Source organism: Cohnella sp. OV330 (assembly GCF_900112065.1).
Lineage (GTDB): Bacteria > Bacillota > Bacilli > Paenibacillales > Paenibacillaceae > Cohnella.
Genome location: NZ_FOKE01000002.1, coordinates 668,336 through 687,091 on the forward strand (window position 1 = coordinate 668,336; position 18,756 = coordinate 687,091).

16 protein-coding genes are annotated in these 18,756 nt (G+C 54.5%); 1 reads left to right on the forward strand and 15 read right to left on the reverse strand.

The features are described 5' to 3' along the window. Positions 1–19 precede the first annotated feature (19 nt). The 15 genes from BM235_RS06750 to BM235_RS06815 all read right to left on the reverse strand — a co-directional run bounded on the left by BM235_RS06750 (position 20) and on the right by BM235_RS06815 (position 15,594). Positions 20–1,135, reverse strand: a complete 1,116-nt coding sequence (locus tag BM235_RS06750) for a glycosyltransferase (protein ID WP_090110819.1) — start codon at positions 1,133–1,135, stop codon at positions 20–22. Then, complete coding sequence (locus BM235_RS06755) at positions 1,132–2,553, reverse strand: O-antigen ligase family protein (protein ID WP_158543884.1); 1,422 nt, start codon at positions 2,551–2,553, stop codon at positions 1,132–1,134. The genes BM235_RS06750 and BM235_RS06755 overlap by 4 nt, the downstream gene beginning before the upstream one ends. 71 nt (positions 2,554–2,624) lie before the next feature. Then, on the reverse strand, positions 2,625–3,695 hold the full coding sequence (locus BM235_RS32480; RefSeq protein ID WP_158543883.1) for a glycosyltransferase family 4 protein: 1,071 nt from the start codon (positions 3,693–3,695) through the stop codon (positions 2,625–2,627). 55 nt (positions 3,696–3,750) lie between these two features. Further along, positions 3,751–5,118, reverse strand: a complete 1,368-nt coding sequence (locus BM235_RS06765) for a UDP-glucose dehydrogenase family protein (protein ID WP_090110825.1) — start codon at positions 5,116–5,118, stop codon at positions 3,751–3,753. Between the two features lie 30 nt (positions 5,119–5,148). Continuing rightward, complete coding sequence (locus BM235_RS06770; protein WP_255374103.1) at positions 5,149–5,844, reverse strand: sugar transferase; 696 nt, start codon at positions 5,842–5,844, stop codon at positions 5,149–5,151. Positions 5,845–5,853: 9 nt separating this feature from the next. Continuing rightward, complete coding sequence (gene galU / locus BM235_RS06775) at positions 5,854–6,744, reverse strand: UTP--glucose-1-phosphate uridylyltransferase GalU (RefSeq protein WP_090110827.1); 891 nt, start codon at positions 6,742–6,744, stop codon at positions 5,854–5,856. A 208-nt stretch (positions 6,745–6,952) separates the two neighbouring features. Beyond that, positions 6,953–7,603, reverse strand: a complete 651-nt coding sequence (locus BM235_RS06780; RefSeq protein WP_090110829.1) for a CpsD/CapB family tyrosine-protein kinase — start codon at positions 7,601–7,603, stop codon at positions 6,953–6,955. Then, the gene (locus tag BM235_RS06785) at positions 7,603–8,370 is read right to left on the reverse strand and encodes a YveK family protein (protein ID WP_090110831.1); all 768 of its coding nucleotides are present in this window, start codon (positions 8,368–8,370) and stop codon (positions 7,603–7,605) included. The genes BM235_RS06780 and BM235_RS06785 overlap by 1 nt, the downstream gene beginning before the upstream one ends. Before the next feature lie 354 nt (positions 8,371–8,724). Next, complete coding sequence (locus BM235_RS06790; RefSeq protein WP_090110833.1) at positions 8,725–10,524, reverse strand: ABC transporter ATP-binding protein; 1,800 nt, start codon at positions 10,522–10,524, stop codon at positions 8,725–8,727. Continuing rightward, positions 10,521–11,726: a nucleotidyltransferase domain-containing protein gene (locus BM235_RS06795; protein ID WP_090110835.1), complete on the reverse strand. Its 1,206-nt coding sequence runs from the start codon at positions 11,724–11,726 to the stop codon at positions 10,521–10,523. Before BM235_RS06795 ends, BM235_RS06790 begins: the two co-directional genes overlap by 4 nt. After that, complete coding sequence (locus tag BM235_RS06800; RefSeq protein WP_090110837.1) at positions 11,723–12,199, reverse strand: lasso peptide biosynthesis B2 protein; 477 nt, start codon at positions 12,197–12,199, stop codon at positions 11,723–11,725. Before BM235_RS06800 ends, BM235_RS06795 begins: the two co-directional genes overlap by 4 nt. Further along, positions 12,186–12,503 carry a lasso peptide biosynthesis PqqD family chaperone gene (locus BM235_RS06805; protein WP_090110839.1) on the reverse strand — a complete coding sequence of 106 codons (318 nt, stop codon included), beginning with the start codon at positions 12,501–12,503 and terminating at the stop codon, positions 12,186–12,188. Before BM235_RS06805 ends, BM235_RS06800 begins: the two co-directional genes overlap by 14 nt. Beyond that, positions 12,500–13,552, reverse strand: coding sequence for a phosphoenolpyruvate carboxykinase (ATP) (locus BM235_RS06810; protein ID WP_255374104.1), 1,053 nt, complete (start codon positions 13,550–13,552; stop codon positions 12,500–12,502). Before BM235_RS06810 ends, BM235_RS06805 begins: the two co-directional genes overlap by 4 nt. Further along, a complete protein-coding gene (locus BM235_RS31600; RefSeq protein WP_110468933.1) occupies positions 13,527–13,649 on the reverse strand; it encodes a paeninodin family lasso peptide in 123 nt (40 codons plus the stop codon). The genes BM235_RS06810 and BM235_RS31600 overlap by 26 nt, the downstream gene beginning before the upstream one ends. Next, on the reverse strand, positions 13,609–15,594 hold the full coding sequence (locus BM235_RS06815; protein WP_090110843.1) for an asparagine synthase-related protein: 1,986 nt from the start codon (positions 15,592–15,594) through the stop codon (positions 13,609–13,611). The genes BM235_RS31600 and BM235_RS06815 overlap by 41 nt, the downstream gene beginning before the upstream one ends. A 205-nt stretch (positions 15,595–15,799) precedes the next feature. Between BM235_RS06815 and BM235_RS06820 the strand changes: the two genes are divergently transcribed. Further along, positions 15,800–18,691, forward strand: a complete 2,892-nt coding sequence (locus BM235_RS06820; protein WP_143106640.1) for a hypothetical protein — start codon at positions 15,800–15,802, stop codon at positions 18,689–18,691. The last annotated feature ends 65 nt before the right edge of the window (positions 18,692–18,756 follow it).

Genomic DNA, 18,756 nt, shown 5'->3' on the forward strand with positions numbered 1-18,756 from the left:
GGTCCCCTTTCTGTTGCATTTACGATGTCAGCGACTGCTCGAGAAATTCGCCGAACCGCTCGCTCATCACCTGCGAAGCGTAAGCTTCCCTGGCGCGGCTCGCCGCCGCCGCGCCGATCCTCTCGTAGGATCCGGGGCTCTCGGCGATTCGAGCCATCCATCGACTCAGATCATCCGCGCTGCCGTCGTACAAAATGCCGTTAACGCCGTTCCGCACGATCTCGGCCGGTCCGCCGCCGTCAACGGCCAATACGATCCGTCCGGCAGCCATCGCCTCGACGACGACCATGCCGAAGGGCTCGGAAACCGAGCTGCTGACCACCACGTCGCTCGCCCATAAATAGGGTTCTATGCTGCTCTGATGCCCGACAAAGTGCACCTGCCCGGACAATCCGGCGTTCGCGACCATCCGTTTCAACTCATCCTCGAAGTCGGTATCTACGCCGAATAACGCACCGCCTACGATCAGCAGCCGTGCGTCCTTTCCTTTCAGCGCGTCATGAAACGATCGAATGACCATATCGGTCCGCTTCCATCTCTGAAGTCTGCCGATGAACGAAAACAGCGTCGTAGAATCCGCCAACCCGAGGGAGTCGCGAATCGAACGCCTGATCTCGCAGTCCACCTCGTATTTGGCGATCGGAATTCCCGGAGGCTGCACGAAGGTCCGCCTTGCTGCCCGCACCTTGCGCTGGGCTTCCGATACGACCGACGAAGGACATACGACGGCTTTAGCGGGCAGCCAGCTCACCGACTTGTCGAACAGCCCGCCGGAAGGCACGCCATGCTGCCACCAAATGGCCGGAACGCGCTCCAACCATGCGGCCGTTCCTCCGTAAAAGTGCGGCTTAGGCGACCAGCTCACCACTAATTGTGCCGCCGAATTCCGTATCACTTGACGGATGGCGCCGACCGTTCGGGCAAATCTCAACGGCTGTCTGATGCGACCGGAAGGAACGACATGGACGTTGAACCCCAACGCGCCAACCTGTGCCGCCATCGGGCCTTCGTCAAGCAGCACGATCTCAGGGCGGTAGCGTTCGCGATCCACCCGTTCAAGCCAATTCATCAGCACGCGTTCGGCGCCGCCAAGCGCCGCGACATGGTTGACGACGACGATTCGCATCGCGCTCATACAGTCATCCTTTCCTGCCTCGAATTCAGCCCTTCCGTCGTTTGGCCGGCGCCTTGATCCGGTATTCTGCCAAGCGCCAGTCCCGTGAACAACCAAAAGATCACCGCCTGCAAAGCCGCAAGCTCTCCCCCGAAAAAGAAGCTTGCGAGCAAACCGATGAGAACGATCAGTCCCAAGGTTCTCAGCGGTCCGGCTCCGCTGCCGCGTATGAGCAAGCCCTGCAGGAACATCGCTCTGAACACGAGCGCGCCGCCTAACAAACCGAAAGTAGCAAAGACGCCTAGATATCCGTTATCGACGGATGCAAGGCTTGAAAAACCGGTGGAGCCTCCGTTGAGGAGCGTGCTTCTGCCAATGCCTCCGAGTCCGCTCCCGAAAGGATGGGAGATCAGATCGGGAATCGTATTCAACACGATGAGCAGGCGGGCGTTCGCAGAAGCGTCCTCCTTCAAATTGCCCATCGTCGAGATTCGATCCGACAGCGCCTCTCCGCCCGGAAGATGCGGAAACACGAGGAAACCCGCAACGACGAGCACGCCCACGATGCTGATCATTCGTAACCTGCCGGCGCCGGTAGCAAGCAGCGCGTAGAAAACGATCTCGATGATCAGAACGATCCATGACGCTCTGACAAGCGTGATGGAAAGCGCGGAGATCATTAACAAGATGCCGGCCCAACCGAACGGACCGCGCCATTTGCGGTTGATGATCGCGGGCATGATCGCGGAAACGAGGAAAACAGAAAAAGCGCCGTTGGCGTTCAGCGTGGAAAACGCCTTGAACTTCAGCGGCTCGGCTGTACCCATAGACACCATTTTGGCCCCTTCGATCCACATTTTGTCCCAAGCCGGCAAGTATAGATATTGAAACCAAGCATAGGCGGATAGCAGCGAGCCCATCGTGACATAAAACCGAATCCACGCCGCCCGCTCCCCGTCGTCCGACTTGCGCAGCATCATGTAGAAGAAGAGAAAAAGAGGCGCAACATAATTTAACAAGCCGTAAATACCCGCGAGCTTGTTCAGAAGCAAGCCGACCGCGCCTGCGTAGGCAAAGGGAAGCATATAGGCCCTGAGCAGACGAAGCTCTTTTCTCGACGGCGCGCGTTCTTTTCGGAAGAGCGGCAGCGCCAGGAGCGAAGTCGTGAGTACAGGAGACAGGCTCAGCAGCGTCATCGAGGAATACGAGCCCAGGAGCCCCCAATCCATCAATCTGCGTATCTCCGGCCCCACTAGCCAGATCAGGATGACGTACGGAATCAACTTCGAGGAGTTCGTCGCCGCGAGAATAAAACCGGGGATAAGGATCATGACCAGGATCGAAGCCTGCAGCAGCCACTCGGGCCTTAAAATGACCGTCTTGCCGATCCACGCGGAGACGCCCAAGCCGATCGTTAGCATCGCCGCTTTTTGGACCACCGGCATCCACGCCTTTTTTTGCTTCGTTCGTATGCTTGCAACGTCCGTCATTCTCAACCGTTATCCCTCATTTATCGCGTATTAACCCCGACCTGCCCCGCGCCCGCCAGCAAAAATTCGTCAACCAGCACGGACCAGTCGTGATTCCTTGCCCACCGAAGAGCCGGTACCGTCCAACGCCCGTGATTGACGGGCGAGAGCAGCGACTCGATTAACGCATCCGCCAAAGCGCCGTCTTCTACGATTCGCCCATACTCCCCGCCGGCCAATAACTCGATAGCGCCTGGATTCGGGGTCGTTACGACCAGCGTGCCGCTGGCCATCGCCTCCAGATAAGGAAGGCCGAACCCCTCGTAAGTCGAGGGCATGCAAAAGACATGAGCCTGTCTATACAAATCGGCCAGCTGATCCTGCGTAACCATTCGAAAATAAGTAACGCCCGGGGCTTCCTCGGAGGGATCGCAAACCATCCATAGCTGGGCTTCCGGAATCGAGGGCCGAATTCGCTCGTTAAACAGCTTGAGCAGCCATCTCCCTCGCTTGCGGCTATCAAGCCCCCCTACGAACAAAAGCGTAGGCGCGTCGCTTTTAGGACCCGGAGAAAAGCGCCGGGCATCGATGGGGAGATGCACGACCTTGTCGCTTTTTCTCTTTGGATACAGCCCGCGAGTATCTCGCGAATTAAACAGGGTAATGTCCGAACGGGCGGCCGATACTTGTTCGAGCGCGTATTGCAGCAGCAGATTGACCTTTCGGAGCGCGCGTTTGTTGTGCGTCAACTCCCGCCATGCGCTGCCATGCATGATCCTGACCCATGGGGTCCCGGTTCTTCTCATGGCCCAATCGTCGCCGCTGGAAAGCACGAGATCGTACGCGTCGAACGACAACTTCCGACCTAATAACGGAGCCGCATAATAACGACGCAGTCTGCCTTGAGACGCATTCTCCGCTACGGTCTCGATCCGGTACGCGGCATCCTGCACCTCGTCAGGCGTTCTCACCGAATAGGCGGTAACGCGATGGCCCATTTCGATTAACCGATTGCACAAGCGATGGTTGAAATGGCTCACGCCTCCCGTTCGCTCCCGGACGGAGGGGAGCTCGTAAGCAATGACCGCGATCGCCTTGCTTGTAGCGCCCAAGATCCTCATCCTTTACCGCAACATCCTTTCTCCCAGCATCCTTGTTGCCAGCCGATCATGTCGAGAGCGCTGCCGACGGCAACGTGCGCATCCCTACCCCGTAATAGTCAAGCCAGCTTCTGTCGGACGCCGGCAGCGCGTTGCGGCCGTCCACGAATATCGGCTGCTTCATCCGCTCGCGGTATGTACGTCCTCCATAATTAAGGTAGACCGGCCATTCGGTAACGAGCACCGCCGCATCCGCGTCTTGGATCGCTTCATCTAGATTCAAGGTCGTCTTCACCTGGGCCGGCAGTAAAGACTTCGCCGCATTCAAGCCTACGGGATCGTGCGCCGTCACGCTTGCGCCCTCGGCGAGCAGCGCCTCGATGATCGACAGGCTCGGCGCTTCGCGCATATCGTCCGTCTCGGGCTTGAAGGTTAATCCCAGTACCGTCACCCGTCGGCCGGCAAGCGAACCTAATGCGCCGCGCAGCTTTCCGATGAGCACGTATTTTTGAAACCGATTCACTTCGATCACGGAGGACAACAGCTTAAAATCGTAGCCGCTCGTGCCCGCAATATGATGCAAGGCTTTGGTGTCTTTCGGGAAACAGCTTCCGCCGTATCCGATGCCCGCCTGCAAAAACGCCTTCCCGATGCGGGAGTCCGAACCCAATATCGAGGCGATCTCCGAAACGTCCGCGCCGACTCGGTCGCAGAGGTTGGCCATTTCGTTAATAAAGCTGATCTTCATGGCCAGAAACGCGTTAGCCGCGTATTTGCCGAGCTCCGCGCTTTTCAAATCCACTTCATAAAAGGGAACCGACGCGAGGCCCGGCGGCCTGGGAGCGAAATCGGGAGGAGTAAATTCCTGTCTGAGGAGCGGACCGTAGAGCTCTCTCAACGCGGCTTGAGCCGTCGTAGAGCCGCCGGCGACGATTCGTTCCGGATAGAGCGTATCCGGTATCGCGCTGCCTTGGCGAAGAAACTCCGGGTTCGAGGCGACGTCCGCGCGTTGGGAGATCCCGCGGGAAGCCATAAGCGCCGCCAGCTTGTCGCCGGTGCCGACGGGTACCGTGCTTTTATTGACGATGAGCGTCGGGGTCGACTTGTCGGCTATGCCGTCCAGAACCGTTTCCATCGCACCGTAGAGATACGCGAGTTCCGGAGCGCCCTCTGCCTTTGCCGGCGTACCCACGGCCAGGATGACGATATCGGCGGTCCCGGCAGCTCCCCGGCAATCCGCGGTAAAGCGGATCCGCTCCCTGCTCGCTTCCAGCATCTCGGACAATCCGGATTCATAGAACGGAATGCGGCCGTTCTGCAAGCCTTGGATCTTGCTTTCGTTCGTATCCGCGCACACGACCTCATGCCCGATATAAGCCAGGCATACGCCCGTCGTAAGTCCAACGTACCCCGTGCCAATAACCGTTACCTTCATCGTTTACCTCCGGAGTCGCCATGCGTTCTCTCAATACGCATCGCTTTTCAGAATCATGACCTTGAACGTACGGAATATCAGTCCGATATCCATGCGCAGGTTCCGGTGGCGGATGTAGTATAAGTCCAGTGCTACCATCTGCTCGAAGCTCAGGCGGCTTCTCCCGCTGACCTGCCACAATCCCGTGCAGCCCGGAATGACATGCAGCCGTTCCCGCTCCGCGATCGTATATTGCTCCACCTCTCTCGGCAGCGAAGGCCTCGGCCCGACGAGGCTCATCTCTCCCGTCAGCACGTTCCAGAGCTGGGGCAGCTCGTCTAGGCTCGTCTTTCGCAGCAGTCGGCCGATTCTCGTAATTCTAGGATCGTTTTTCATTTTGAACATTTTGCCTTGAATCTCGTTAAGTCGGAGCAATTGTTCCAGCCTTTGCTCCGCATCAGTCGCCATCGATCGGAACTTGAACATCGTGAACTCTTGTCCCCACTTACCGACTCGCACCTGCCGGAAAAAGACGCTTCCTCGCGGATCGTCGATTTTGATCAAGATTGCCACGATAACCATAAGCGGACTTAGCGTAACCAATCCAATAGACGCCATCAGGATATCGAGCATCCGCTTGGAACGTTCATAGGATCGATGCGTTCCCGGCGCGCTCCTCGCGATCCCGGCCGAATGATAAGGCACGCCGGCGTATGCCATCTCCAAATCCTTCGAAGACTTCGCCATGTGTCCCCCTTAACTGATCGTGCCGGCCGTATATGCGGACTGCATGAGATTCTCCATGGCTTCCAACAACGGCTTACGAAGCTCTTCGTTCTGCAAGGCAAAGTCGATCGTCGTTAAGATGAAGCCTAACTTTTCGCCGACATCGTATCGCCTTCCCGAGAAATGATAGGCATACGCTTGCCGGATTTCATTCAGTTTGGAGATCGCGTCGGTCAGTTGAATCTCGCCGCCGACTCCTAGTTCCTGCAGTTCGAGAAAACGGAAGATCTCGGGCGTCAGAACATATCGCCCCATAATGGCCAGATTGGACGGCGCCGTGCCTAGTGCCGGTTTTTCGACGAAGCTGGCCACTTTGTACATGCGGCCGTCTTTGCTTGCGGGATCAATAATGCCGTAGCGTTGCGTCTCCGTATCCGATACAGGCTGCACGCCGATAATCGGCGATCCGGTGTGCTCATACCGATGAATAAGCTGTTTGAGGCAAGGCACCTCGGATCGAACGATATCGTCGCCAAGCAGGACGGCAAACGGTTCGTCTCCGATAAACCGTCTTGCGCACCAAACCGCGTGCCCCAGGCCTTTCGGTTCCTTCTGACGGATATAGTGGATCTCGACCTTAGAAGATCGCCGAACCTCTTCCAACAGCTTGAGCTTTCCCTTTTCCGCTAAGTTGCTCTCCAATTCAAAAGCGTGATCGAAATGATCTTCGATCGACCGCTTTCCTTTGCCCGTCACGATAATGATATCTTCGATGCCCGAATCCACCGCTTCTTCTACGATATATTGAATCGTAGGTTTATCGATGATCGGAAGCATTTCCTTCGGCATAGCTTTCGTAGCGGGCAAAAACCGGGTACCGAGCCCAGCGGCGGGAATAATCGCTTTACGGACTTTTTTCATTAGCTGTATCGCCTCCGGTCAGTCCTCGGAAATAAATAAAATAAAGAAAAACAGGGCATCAAACCCCACCTCACGCCACACCCTTGACGATGCACGCCTAAGGTGACGAATCACCCACAGCATGGCCGAGTGCCTACGGTGATAAAGGTCCGGTAGACATTACCTTCGCGCCCGTCGAACGGCGCACTGATTTTGAAAAAAGATCTTCCTATCTGTTGCGATCCGCTTTATTCAGCACGATGCCGAGCAGCGGCGTACCGTTTTGGGATAGCGTCTTCGCGGTCTTCTGTAGCTCGGCCCGCTTGGTGCTCGCGTATGCGACGACAAGCACGACGCCGTCGGTAGATGCGGCGACGATCTGCGCGTCAGCCGCGACGTTCAAGGGCGAAGCGTCCACGATGACCCGGTCGTACCGCCCCTTAAGCTCATCGAACAGCTCTGCGAGCCTGCCCGAGGACAGCAATTCGGTCGGCCCGGGCAGTTGAGCGCCTGCCGTAATCACATGCAGATTCGAGTAGCCGGATTCTTTAACGATATCTTGAAGCGTCTGTTGATTCGCCAAATAATTGCTAAGTCCGTCTCTGCGAAGCTGCCCCAGAATCGCGTGCAGGGTAGGTCTTCTCAAATCCGCGTCGATCAAAAGCACCTTTTTGCCGGACCTCGCGTAGGCTAGCGCCAGATTGACCGCCGTGGTCGTCCGGCCTTCGCCCCATTCGGTCGAGGTGACGGTGATCGCTTCAATCGGATTTTTGTTGGACAGAAACTCGATATTGGCTCTCAGGGTATGATAAGTTTCCGATACTGCCGAAAAGGGATTGCTGTCCATGATGGTCGCGGATTTCAATGCGGGCGTGCTCATTAGGCTTTTCCCTCCGTTCTAATCGCCGCAGCGGCGTGAACCGGCCGATCGGTTCCTTCTGCTTTTTTGGGTTTTTTGCGAAAATCTCTCGTTCTCATGCGGGGAACGACCGCAAAGGTTTGCACGCCGAATAGCTGCCAAATTTCCTCTTCCGATTTGATCGTCGTATCCAAATATTCCAGAAGAACGATAACGCCGGTCGCAAGCGTGAATGCCACAAGAAAAGCGATCGCCATATTTTTGGTCAGGTTTTGCCCGGTGGGGGATGTCGGTTCATTTTCCTTCGCCTTGTTCAGGACCGTAACGTTGTCCACCTTCATGATTTTAGGAATTTCCGCCTGAAATACGTCCGTCACCGCGTTTACGGCTTCGGCGGCTCTGGCATAGTTCGTGTCGCGCGCGGCAATAACCATGACCTGCGTCTCGCCAAGGGGCCGAACGGTCACCATGCCCATGAGCCGATTCGAGGTCAAACCCAGATCGGGAAATTGCTCGACGACTTTGTCCATAATGGCCGGAGATAAAATGATCTGCGCGTAAGTTCCCATGAGCTGCATGCTGACGCCGATCGCATTAAGATCCATTTGTTCGCCGCCGAGCACCTGGGAGGTTTTGTTCACGATCAACTTGGTGGTAGCCGAATAGTAGTCGGACTCCATGCTCCGCGAATAAAAGAAAGCGGAAGCGCAGGCCACCAACACCGCAAGAACAATGACCCAGAAGCGCTTCTTGATTGCCGTCATGTACTTTTTTAATTCCAGATCCATGTTTATCCGCCCCTAAGCGTTAAGTGTGGTCGTACAGAAGAGTGATTCGGACGATGTGGTTTAAAAGAAAGATACAATACGTATCTTTAGACAGCCTTAGTTTATGATACAAATTGTATCCTGTCAAATGATTTTTTGGAGTTTTGTCGGCTTCTCCATCGTCCTTTGGCGGCGATAAAACGGCGATATGACAGCCATTTTTGCTTAAGCGCTTCCATTAAGCCTGATAAATTTTCGCCGGCGTTTGTCGAATCCTGACGCCGCTTTTGCCTCAAAAACGCGAAAAACGGAACAAGCGAAAATAATCGCATGTTCCGTTCATTTTTATTATCGGAGCGAGACTAAAAGCTAGTATTAACTCGAAGCAGCCAAGGTTTGGTTTTCCAAAAGACTGCCGAATAAACCCCTTTTTTCTGCGGCCAACTCGGAAAACGAGCCCGATTGTACGACTGCGCCTTGATCTAAAACGATAACCTGATCCGCCCCTCTAATCGTGGATAAGCGATGAGCAATCACGACAAGCGTCATGCGGCCTCGCAGCTTTTCTAAAGCTTCCTGGATTTTCAGCTCGTTTTCCGAATCCAGCGCGCTTGTCGCTTCGTCCAAAATAAGTATCGACGGTTTGCGGAGAATAGCCCTCGCGAGCACCAGTCTTTGTCTCTCCCCCCCTGACAATCGCACGCCACGGTCTCCGATAAAAGTGTCGAGTCCTTGCGGAAGCTTGCGCACGAAATCTGCGGAAGCGGAAAATTCCAAGCACTCCCAAAGCTCGGTTTCGGAAGCGTCCTGCTTTACCAACAGGAGATTATTGCGGATCGTATCATTAAATAAAAAGGGATCTTGGGGAACGTAGCCCACCGACTGTCTAAACGCGCGCAATCGTTCTTTGGCGAGAGGGATGCCGTCGATGACGATACTGCCCTGTTCAGGCGCGGTCAATCCCATGAGAAGATCGATGAGCGTGCTCTTGCCCGCACCAGAACGCCCTACGACGGCCGTCATGCCAAAAGCGGGAACGGATAGGTTTATATTGCGCAGGGCATAGTTCGGCCGAGTGGCATCGTACCGATAATAAACGGACCGGCAGTCCAGCGCATGGCGGATCGCGATGCCTTCGGACTGAACCTCGTCGCCAAAAGACATTTCGGCAGCAGCCTTGCAATCGGACTGAATCCCCAGTACGGAACGAAATGACGGCAAGTAGGAGGCGATTTGCTCGAGATTCGACTGAATGCCGGTAAAACGCGGCCATAGTCGCGAGAAAATAAGCACGATTAAAATCAATTGCTCAAGCCGGGTATGGAGCATATGCACGAATACGAACAAAAAAAGCGCAATGAGCACGGCGGAGGCCGCCTGGTAGGCAGACTGGGATTTATTTCGAAGCTTTAAAAATTCATATTGCTCCTCCTGAATCTTCGCGCTTACCGACTCCAGCCAGGAAAGGCGCGACCGCTCTAACGCATTCGTCTTGATCTCCCGAATGCCGCTGAGCTGGTCGGAAATGCCTGCCAAGTACTGTCTTGCCAGATCGGATGAACGGTTGCCGAGCTTTTTGGCTTTACGTAGCGTGCGGCGCATGAAAAAAGCCAAACCGGTCCCGCAAACGATCACGATCAGCGTAATGGTCGGCGATAACCAGAATGCCAAACCGATCTGTATAATGGTAAAAATAACGGAAGCCAGCAGTTGGAGTGACAGCGTGACGCCTCCGTTTACGCGAGCCAACTCCCCGGTTAGCGCGTTTATGAGATCGGATTTGCGCGTACGTATGAAATACTCCCAGTTGGCCTGCAAAATGCCGCGATAAGTATCGCTGCGAAGCCGGAATTCAAACTTATGGTTCATTCTGGCATTTTGCAGAGAGACCCTTTGCTTGAGCAGCGCTTGCGCGAGCACGATGGCAACGAATAAACCGAGCACGACCGGGAGCCGCCATTCGGAAGGGAGGCGGTTGAGCGGAGCGAGCCAAGCCGATATTGGCGACGAAGCTGCGTCAATGCCGGAGATTCCGCCCATGCCGAGCATAGGGATGAGTAAAATCAACCCGATTCCTTCTAACAAGCTGACCGTGATCATGCCCAGCACGTTCCAGTAAAGCGCTCTTCCCGCAAAAGTACGAAGCTGCGTCAAAAAAAACAGAACGGATCTCATAGGAGTTTGGATTCACCGCCTTTGACGAGAGAGGGCTTGCCCGTTTTGTCCAGCTTTCTCCATGTCCATAGCAACGGGCGCAGCGGGAAATACAAAAAGTGAAACGTTTTGGGCAAAGGGAGCGTCTTCGCATCCATCGGGTACGGGTATAACAAGCCGAGTAAATAAAGAAGCTTTTGCCTCCGCGTTTTAATCGCGAACAAATACCGCTCGTATGTCCGCACCCGCTCGGGCGGCGCGTTTTCCAGCGAATCCCGCATAAACGAAAGCACTTGCGGAATTTGCGCGCCGGACCGCTTTAAACGCGTAAAGCCTTCCAGCTCTTTAGGAGTAGGCGTTTGAAGCAATTGGAAAGCAAGTATAAGCGCCTGTCCGACCAAGTGTTCCGTCCCGTACATGACGGCAAGCTGCGCGCAGGAGGACCAGTCGAGCCCGCGGCGGGCCAACACGTCGATATCGCAGAGCCAGCGCAGCCGGAACCAGCCATGACGCGCTCCGTGATGAACCAGATACAAAAATTGATCCTCCGGCCCAAGATAAGCGACATGTCCGCTGCCGAACGAATGCTCGCGCCGGCGCGACCACAGCTTTTCAAAATCAGGCTCTCTTCCGGGCCCCGGCGCCAGACGCCAATGAATCTCGATCTGCAGCGAATGCGAGGGATGATAAAAAGAGACGTGGTGGTGCCTCCACTTCCAGCCGTTCAGTACGTTCGGGAGCTGTTCTTTCTCGCATTCGTAGCCCAAATCCGCCAATAGAATACGGATCTCGCCGAGTTTTTCTGCGGGAACGAGAATATCGAGATCCTTAGAAGTCCTTTTGGAGAGATCCCCATAAAGATCCTGCGCAAGCAGGGGCCCTTTGAGCACAAGCGAGCGTATACCTCCCGATGAGAGACATGCCGAAACTCTGCTCATTTCGGCAGCCAAAGAAAGCATTTTTAAACGGTTATAGCGGCTTTCCGCATCCAATTCGGCCTTTACGTTGTCGGGAATTTCAATCATTCGTTTGTGGAGGAATGCCGCCAATACGGGATAGACCCGGTGGCTTTTTGCGAGCCGCAAAAAACGGGACCAATCCACCGCGGCAAGTTGAATCGCATCCATCGGCTCTTCTTCTGCGCGATGACGCAATAAGTTCAGTAGGAGCGTCTTCTCGTCGCAAAAGAATGCTGAATGTTCGTCCCTAACGATTACTGTCATTGCGATCCCTCATGTTCTGCTGGAATGATATGTCGCGCGAATTTGCCGACCACCGTGAACCCCCGCATCTCTTCGGCCCCGGTCACGAATAGGTTCCCGCACCGAAGCCAGGCATGAGCAATCATGCGTCCGTCTTTGTCCTTCGCCGTGCCTAAATACAATGTACTTTCGATCCGTCTCCGCTTAAGCATTTTCATGGCCGCGATCGCGCGGACCAAGCATCTCGTATCGAGTGGAGACACTCTTGAGGCTCTGCGTATGGCGGAGGATACGCGGGTCGCGAATTCTTTGTTGCCCTGTTCCGTTTCATGGGAGGTTTCCGACATAGGTTGACCTAGCAGGCGCGCGTACTTTTGGAAGGGAAGTTGGATGAGAAGCCGTGCCCATGTGAGGTAGGCCAGTGCCTCCAAGAACATTTTGCGATCTTGACTGTCCGTGGACGTGATGCGCGTTACCCATCTAAGCGCGTTCATCCGGCCCTCCCGCGGCCGATATCGTAATTAAATGTTGCTCGGAGAGCTCCGCCAGAAAGGATCGGACGTGATCCTCGCAAGTCTCTCGATCGACCGCATACTCGGCTGTCAAGCGATCGACAAGGGCTTCGACGGTCGTTGTATTTCCGAGCAGCTCCCAAACTCTCCCGCCGATTTCGCCAAGATTAAAATATTTGCCGAGCTGTACGTTCAGCATAACCTTCTCGCCGTCCATATCGCTGACAATATTGCCCGGCGCCTGCTGAATAGAAGCATTTTGCGGAATCGTCGTTTCGATCGTCATGGTGACCAACCTTCCGTTGATAAAATATGAAGCATGCGTTTGACCAGATCCGGAGCCGTAAAGCCCACGGTCGGACGTTCGAGCCTATATACATCGATGCGCGAGGCCAGTCCGGCCGTCATGCGAAAATGCCAATCCGTCATCCCCAACCGATCCAGCCAAAATTGCCGGTAGGTGTGACGCCGCATCAATGACAGTCTATCCAGCTTGGATACGTGAACGAGGGACGGTTCGTTCTGGTCCGATTTGACGAGTTCGAAGATACCGGCGAGCGGAAGCGGCTGCGAATGATAGCCCGCTTTAAGCGGCACGGCGAATTTAGTCTCGCGCTTAAAAATAGGCCGGAGCGATTCATTCGAGATTCCAAAGCCGTCCAAACTCTGCTGCCATAATTTCTGCTGCGGATAAGAAGGTATGACCAGCGGCCTTGAATACCCGCCGGAAAAGTCGAGCGCGATGACGTCATCGCTAACGAGCGGAAACCCGGCTTGGAGAAACGCTGCAGCCAATGTCGACTTGCCCGCTCCCGAATCGCCGACGACGCCGTATGCCTGTCCGTCGATCGCGATCGCGCTGCCGTGAAGCGGCAGCAGCCCTCGTTGCATTAACGCCGCGCCCATGCATGAACCGAGAATGAACAAGCGCAATTCGTCCTGGTCCGCACCTTCCTCCGGGCATATCGCGATATGCCGCCCATCCCGTATATCGAAGATTGCCGTCCCCGGTACCCTGAACATCACCCGGCCGGGTGCTGCGTACGAACTGCGTCCGGTCCGCGACAGCGCCGACCAATCTTCCGTTAGATCAGCCAGTTCGATGCGTATGCTATCAGCTTCGGAATCTGCTTCTTGCACGTGCCACCTGGGCAATTCAGGAAATTCAATATCGCTCAGCATCATGCATCCGAAAGCCTTGTAAGCTTGCTTTTTTAACGTAGTTATCGTCATCCGCTTCACTCCAACGGGGATTTTCATTGCAAAGGCCCTCATACGCTTGCGTATAAGGGCCCTTGCAGAGGATGCATTAGCTATGATGCTGGGTCGCTTCATCCGGATCGAGAGAGTCCGGAATCGTTACACCTGGGCCGGCGAACGTCAGTTTTACCTCAAGCACTTCCAACGAAGGCTTCGTCCATTCTTTGTTCATTTAAATCACCTCCTTTCAATCGGTTAACGAATCTGTATAGCACGAGGCTGCGCATAAGCAGCGTAAGATCGGTTTCGTAGATGGCTGCCGGACCGGGTATCTCCTTGTATTTCGACACTGCAGCGCGGACGACCGGCATGCAAAGCCATTCGGCCATGGCGTCATCCCCGCACATCTCCTCGACCTCTCGAATGAACTGCGGCCATGAAGGGGCGAGTCGTGCGATGCCGTCCGCGCCTTGAATCCCTCTCGTCTTGCCGTTCAGCCGCACTTCGTCGGGGAGCAAGCCTTGAGTGGCTCTTCGAATCAACGCACGGTCCATGCCGTCCCTCACGTATTGATCGAGCGGCACGGACAGACAGAATTGAACGACCCTCAGATCGTTGGTGGGATCGCGATACCAGACCCCATGCCGCAGCGACAATTTTGTACCGCTCGTGCCGCTGTTCGTCCAATGATGAACCTGCTCGAATTGATCGCGGCGGGCAGAGATCATGTCGGGTAACCTCCTCCCGGACAAATCGATGCCTGCCTCGATCAATTTCCCGAATATTCCGGTTCGCGCGGCAAGTTCCGGCGAGATTAATCCGGTCAGCGCGCCTCTTTCGTCTGACGGGATCTTTGCGGGAAACAACCGATCTTTCATGAAGGACAGCACTCTTTTGCGACCAATGCCTTTAAACCTGCTGTACTGATAAATCTCCCTGTAGAGCTTCACGAGCCTGAGACGCTTGAGCAATATCGCGTAATATTCCAATGCCGGACCGAATGACACGGTGAAGTTCCCTCGGGCGCCGTTGAGCAGAACGCCAACGCCGTCCTTAGCCGCTTGCTCGAAAATGTTGCCGAACCAATAGGAGTTTTCAATGAATTTGTAAGGCATCTCCATCGTTTCGAGCCAATCGTCCATCTCGGAAAGCGGGCTTCGATCCTCGAATCTCAAATATTTTTCGCGAATATTGCCTACATGCGATACGGTCGCCGAAATCATAGGACGCTCGTCCGCAACCCTATTTTTAGACGTCCAAGCCCCCCCGGATTCGAGCGGTATCGCGCTGTATGTATGCAGGACCTTGTTCCTTCGCCGCAATTCCCTCGCCGCCAATCCAACGACCGTACCCGAATCGAGGCCTCCGCTTAAGAACGAGCCCGCTTCCTTGTGGGTCCGTAATCTACTGGTGACCGCCTTTCCGAATACATCCAGAAAGGCTTCCTGGTACTCTTCGTCGGATGAGAGTTTCAACGTACGCGAATGCTCGAATGCGCCATACCGTTTCATCCGCAGATTCCCGCCGCGTATCGTAAAACAATGAGACGGAGGTATCTGCTTAATGCGCCCGAAAACGGTCGAGGAAGCGTCGATGGTCTCCAATCGGCTGGGGCTGGCCAAATACTCCGCAATCCATGTTTCATTCAGTTTTTCGCCGACACCTTCGAGCGGCAGCAGAGGAGCGATCGTCGTGCAAAAAGCAAAACGCGCACCGTTGTCGTTATAATAGAGGGTCCTGTTTCCCGTAAAATCTCTTGCCCCAAAAAGCGACTCCTCGGATTCGTCCCATATGGCGAAGGCGAAGTCCCCGATGAGATGCCGAGGCATGTCTTCTCCCCACTTGGCATAAGCCAATAAAAGCAAGCGTGCATCGGGCAGCTCGGCAAGTTCTGCTAGCGGAACTCCCAATTTATTCGCCAATTCCTCGCGGTTGTCGAGGATCGCGTCGGCGGTGATCGCAAGTCCGCGTTGGCCGTCATACCATGGGAGGATTTCCCCGATCGATTCCGGCGTCACCCACTGCGCATGACAACCGAGAAACAATCTTCCGCTGCTCCATAATCGAACGTCATCCGCCGGATATCGGGAGAGGGAACCCATGAGCGAAATCCCTTCATCGTACGCGCGCTTCGGCTCTGCGCTTCCGTAATTAAATACGCCCGCGATTGCGCTCATGCCAATCCCCCTCTCGATCCTACTCGTATCTTTTTTTCAAAATTGATACTATCTGTATCGTTTGTGGTTTTAATTTAACTTACGCATCAGGATGTGTCAACCTCTTTTTTGAAAAAGAGAATACGATCGCTTCCTCGATTTTTCCCGTTTTATATGATACAGTATGTAACGAAGATCCTACTGACCCGTAAGGCAGGTGTTCATTTTGCTTGTCATTATGTTTAAGAGATACCGTAAATTGCGCTCGCTATGGACAAGCATAGCGATTGTCGGATTGTTGCTGTCGCTTGGCGCAATCAGCTACGAAATCATAGGATTTTCGGAGCCTCGTACTTCAGCGGCAATCGACCAAACCGGTCCCAACGAAAAAACGCTGAATCGCCCCTATGAAGACTGGAAACAGCAAGAAATACCGTTCGGCGTTTCCTCGATCGACCGTGCGCCTTGGCGCTCATACATGGACACCTGGGATGGCAGCCGTTTCCTCGACACGCTTGGCGTAGTCCTGAACGGAGTGAGTCCGCAAGAAGCGGACGCTACGGCTCAACTGCTCTCTGAAGCCGGATTTCGTTCTGCCCGCATCGAGATCGGCTGGGGCAACGTTTCGTTCGACAATGAAAATGCGCTGAGCGAGCCGCAGGGCAGCCGATTTATAGCGATCGTTTCCGCGCTCAAGAAACACGGCATTCGGCCAATCGTCCTCCTAAACGCCAACGCCGGCAATCCGGTTCCCAGTAAAACGATAAAGCTTCATTTAAAGAAAAGCGCTTCCAAAGGCGACAAAGCCATCTATGTCGACAACGTGACCGGCATTGTCCCCCAATATACCGGTTTAAGCGGCCAAGCTTATCAGACCATGTACCCTGTCATTACGGCCGTTGATCCCCAGACAGGCAAGCTGACGCTCTCGGCACCGCTTGCAAACAACGTAAAGGCCGGCGCATTGGAGCTCGTTCGCCTCAAATACCGCCCGCTTTCCGGGACTAAATTTACCGATGGAAAGGACAATCCGGCCGCCCAACAAACATTGAACGGATGGAACGTTTATTTGAATACGGTCACGAAAATGCTCATACGCACTTTGGGAACCGAAAATAACGCGATAGACAAGGGCTTCGATCTCGAAGTTTGGAATGAAATGACGTTCGGAAGCCAGTTTCTCGATATCGGCAATTACTACGATCCGAAGCTTCAATTTTCTGAATATCCCGTGTATGCGTTAGGCGATCGCAAAGCTTCCGGCGGCGAAGTCCTGTTGCCGATGACCCTCTCCTTCGCCAAGCAAAAAAATCTGGCCGGCGTGCGCGTCATCAGCGGATTCTCCAACCAGCGCCCATGGGAAAACGGGGCCGAGCTCTTTGCCGGGGAAGCCGGCTTCAGCAGACACTATTATACGGGCTATAACGGAGCGCAATCGTTGTTCTCGCACAACGCGCAGACGAACAACAAAAAGTATTTATCCGCAACCGGAAAAACGACGCCCGGGATGGACGATTACCTTCTTGCCCATACTTTTGCAATGCCCGAATATTGGTTCTACGCGTACCATACCGAGTATATTGTCAGAGACCTGCAGCCGTTCCCCGGGCCTTTCCGTAACCATGGCCGCTATGCGAACTCCGGGGACGGACGGCAAGCCGAGGTATGGATGACGGAAACCAATTGGTGGCGAAATCCATTCTCGGATAAAATCGTCGCACAAACCGGCATAAAGAAAAATGACAATCGCCTACGATCGCTCATGCAACAAATCGGCGCAAAATCTACGCTCCGAATCTTCACGTTCTACAGCCATAAAGGCGTGCAAACCGTAGAGCTCTTTTCCGCCAAGGGAGGAGATCTCAATTATGGACTTATTAACGACTCTTTTTTCGAAGAATTGAGTAAAAACGGCTACAAGCTCACTGAACGGGCGAGGTCGCTTGCCGGCCCTCAAATAGACGCGCTCGCCAGAATATCCAAGATCATGAGGTCAGGGCAACAAATCGAGAACCCCAGGCCTGTTCAGGTGTCAAGCGTCATCGAGGTTAATCCGCAAATCGCGCTTCCCGGCAACGGCACGGCCGATCACCCGGACACCAACAACATGGACGATCTCGCCATCCTGCCGTATCAGCTCGAAGACAATCAGTTCGCGATCGGATACTATGTGGTAACGCGGGACCTGACTAAGGAATGGCAAAAAGACAAGGCAGTCCTCGATCCGGCGCGATATGCCATGCCCGGCCAAAAATTCAAGATTACCTTGAGCAACGTGAACGGTCAGGGCGCGACGATTTATTCCTACGATCCCCTCACCGACCAACGAATGCCGGCGCTCATCCTCGCGAGTACGTCTCGTTCGTTGACGATTGAGGTCGAAAGCACGGACTATCCCCGATTTTTAATGCTCGAAGAAAATCGCGCTAACCCAGGTCCGCTCATCGGCGATGTCCGTCTCGAGAAAGAGGATCAAGGCGCGAGTTTGAGTTTTAGCTCCAATCGATCCGGCACGGCAAAAATACGATGGGGTCCGTACCCGATTCGAAGCGGAGGATCGTTCACTCTCAGTCGCTATGAAAATACCGCCGCGCAAATTCCAACGTCGACCGTCTCCGTGCCCATGATTGCTAGCGCCAAAGCACCGCTCGGCAAAGGCGTGTGGGTGTTCAAAGGCACCATTCGACCCGAATTCTCCGAAGAATACACGTTTCTGATCGACATGAGTTCTTGCAAACTCTCGTTGATGATAGACAGCAAATACGTAATTAACGGCTGCGGCGCGGATAGCAATAAGTCCGGTTCGATTCGACTGATCGCCGGTCAATCTTACGACTTCGCGCTTACGATAGAAAACAACCAAGATAGGCCTTTTGACTATATCGCGTATTGGGCAAGCGCAAGCCAGGTCAAAGAACCCGTGACCGCCATAGACGGAGACGTTCATGTCGCGGAAATCATCGTGAAGGAAGGAGCCCCGGCGAGTTTATTTCTGCCAGGCTTCCAGGTTGGGGACGGTGTCCGTATTGAATGGAACGATGGCACGGCGTCCGTTCAAACGCGATATCCCGCATGGAGTTACGATGTAAAAGGCGTGCTTTGGCCTCTAGCAGGCTAATCCCGCCGTACAAGCGCCGTGGCCGATCCTCCTAGTCCGAATATCATAGAGTAGCCGAATTTATG

What these genes read in the sequence shown, in the direction of transcription:
- BM235_RS06750 (WP_090110819.1), bottom strand. Translation starts at nt 1,135, where the DNA reads ATGAGCGCGATGCGAATCGTCGTCGTCAACCATGTCGCGGCGCTTGGC.
- BM235_RS06765 (WP_090110825.1), bottom strand. Translation starts at nt 5,118, where the DNA reads ATGAAGGTAACGGTTATTGGCACGGGGTACGTTGGACTTACGACGGGC.
- BM235_RS06770 (WP_255374103.1), bottom strand. Translation starts at nt 5,844, where the DNA reads ATGGCGAAGTCTTCGAAGGATTTGGAGATGGCATACGCCGGCGTGCCT.
- galU (WP_090110827.1), bottom strand. Translation starts at nt 6,744, where the DNA reads ATGAAAAAAGTCCGTAAAGCGATTATTCCCGCCGCTGGGCTCGGTACC.
- BM235_RS06780 (WP_090110829.1), bottom strand. Translation starts at nt 7,603, where the DNA reads ATGAGCACGCCCGCATTGAAATCCGCGACCATCATGGACAGCAATCCC.
- BM235_RS06785 (WP_090110831.1), bottom strand. Translation starts at nt 8,370, where the DNA reads ATGGATCTGGAATTAAAAAAGTACATGACGGCAATCAAGAAGCGCTTC.
- BM235_RS06790 (WP_090110833.1), bottom strand. Translation starts at nt 10,524, where the DNA reads ATGAGATCCGTTCTGTTTTTTTTGACGCAGCTTCGTACTTTTGCGGGA.
- BM235_RS06795 (WP_090110835.1), bottom strand. Translation starts at nt 11,726, where the DNA reads ATGACAGTAATCGTTAGGGACGAACATTCAGCATTCTTTTGCGACGAG.
- BM235_RS06800 (WP_090110837.1), bottom strand. Translation starts at nt 12,199, where the DNA reads ATGAACGCGCTTAGATGGGTAACGCGCATCACGTCCACGGACAGTCAA.
- BM235_RS06805 (WP_090110839.1), bottom strand. Translation starts at nt 12,503, where the DNA reads ATGACGATCGAAACGACGATTCCGCAAAATGCTTCTATTCAGCAGGCG.
- BM235_RS06810 (WP_255374104.1), bottom strand. Translation starts at nt 13,552, where the DNA reads ATGAAGCGACCCAGCATCATAGCTAATGCATCCTCTGCAAGGGCCCTT.
- BM235_RS31600 (WP_110468933.1), bottom strand. Translation starts at nt 13,649, where the DNA reads ATGAACAAAGAATGGACGAAGCCTTCGTTGGAAGTGCTTGAGGTAAAA.
- BM235_RS06815 (WP_090110843.1), bottom strand. Translation starts at nt 15,594, where the DNA reads ATGAGCGCAATCGCGGGCGTATTTAATTACGGAAGCGCAGAGCCGAAG.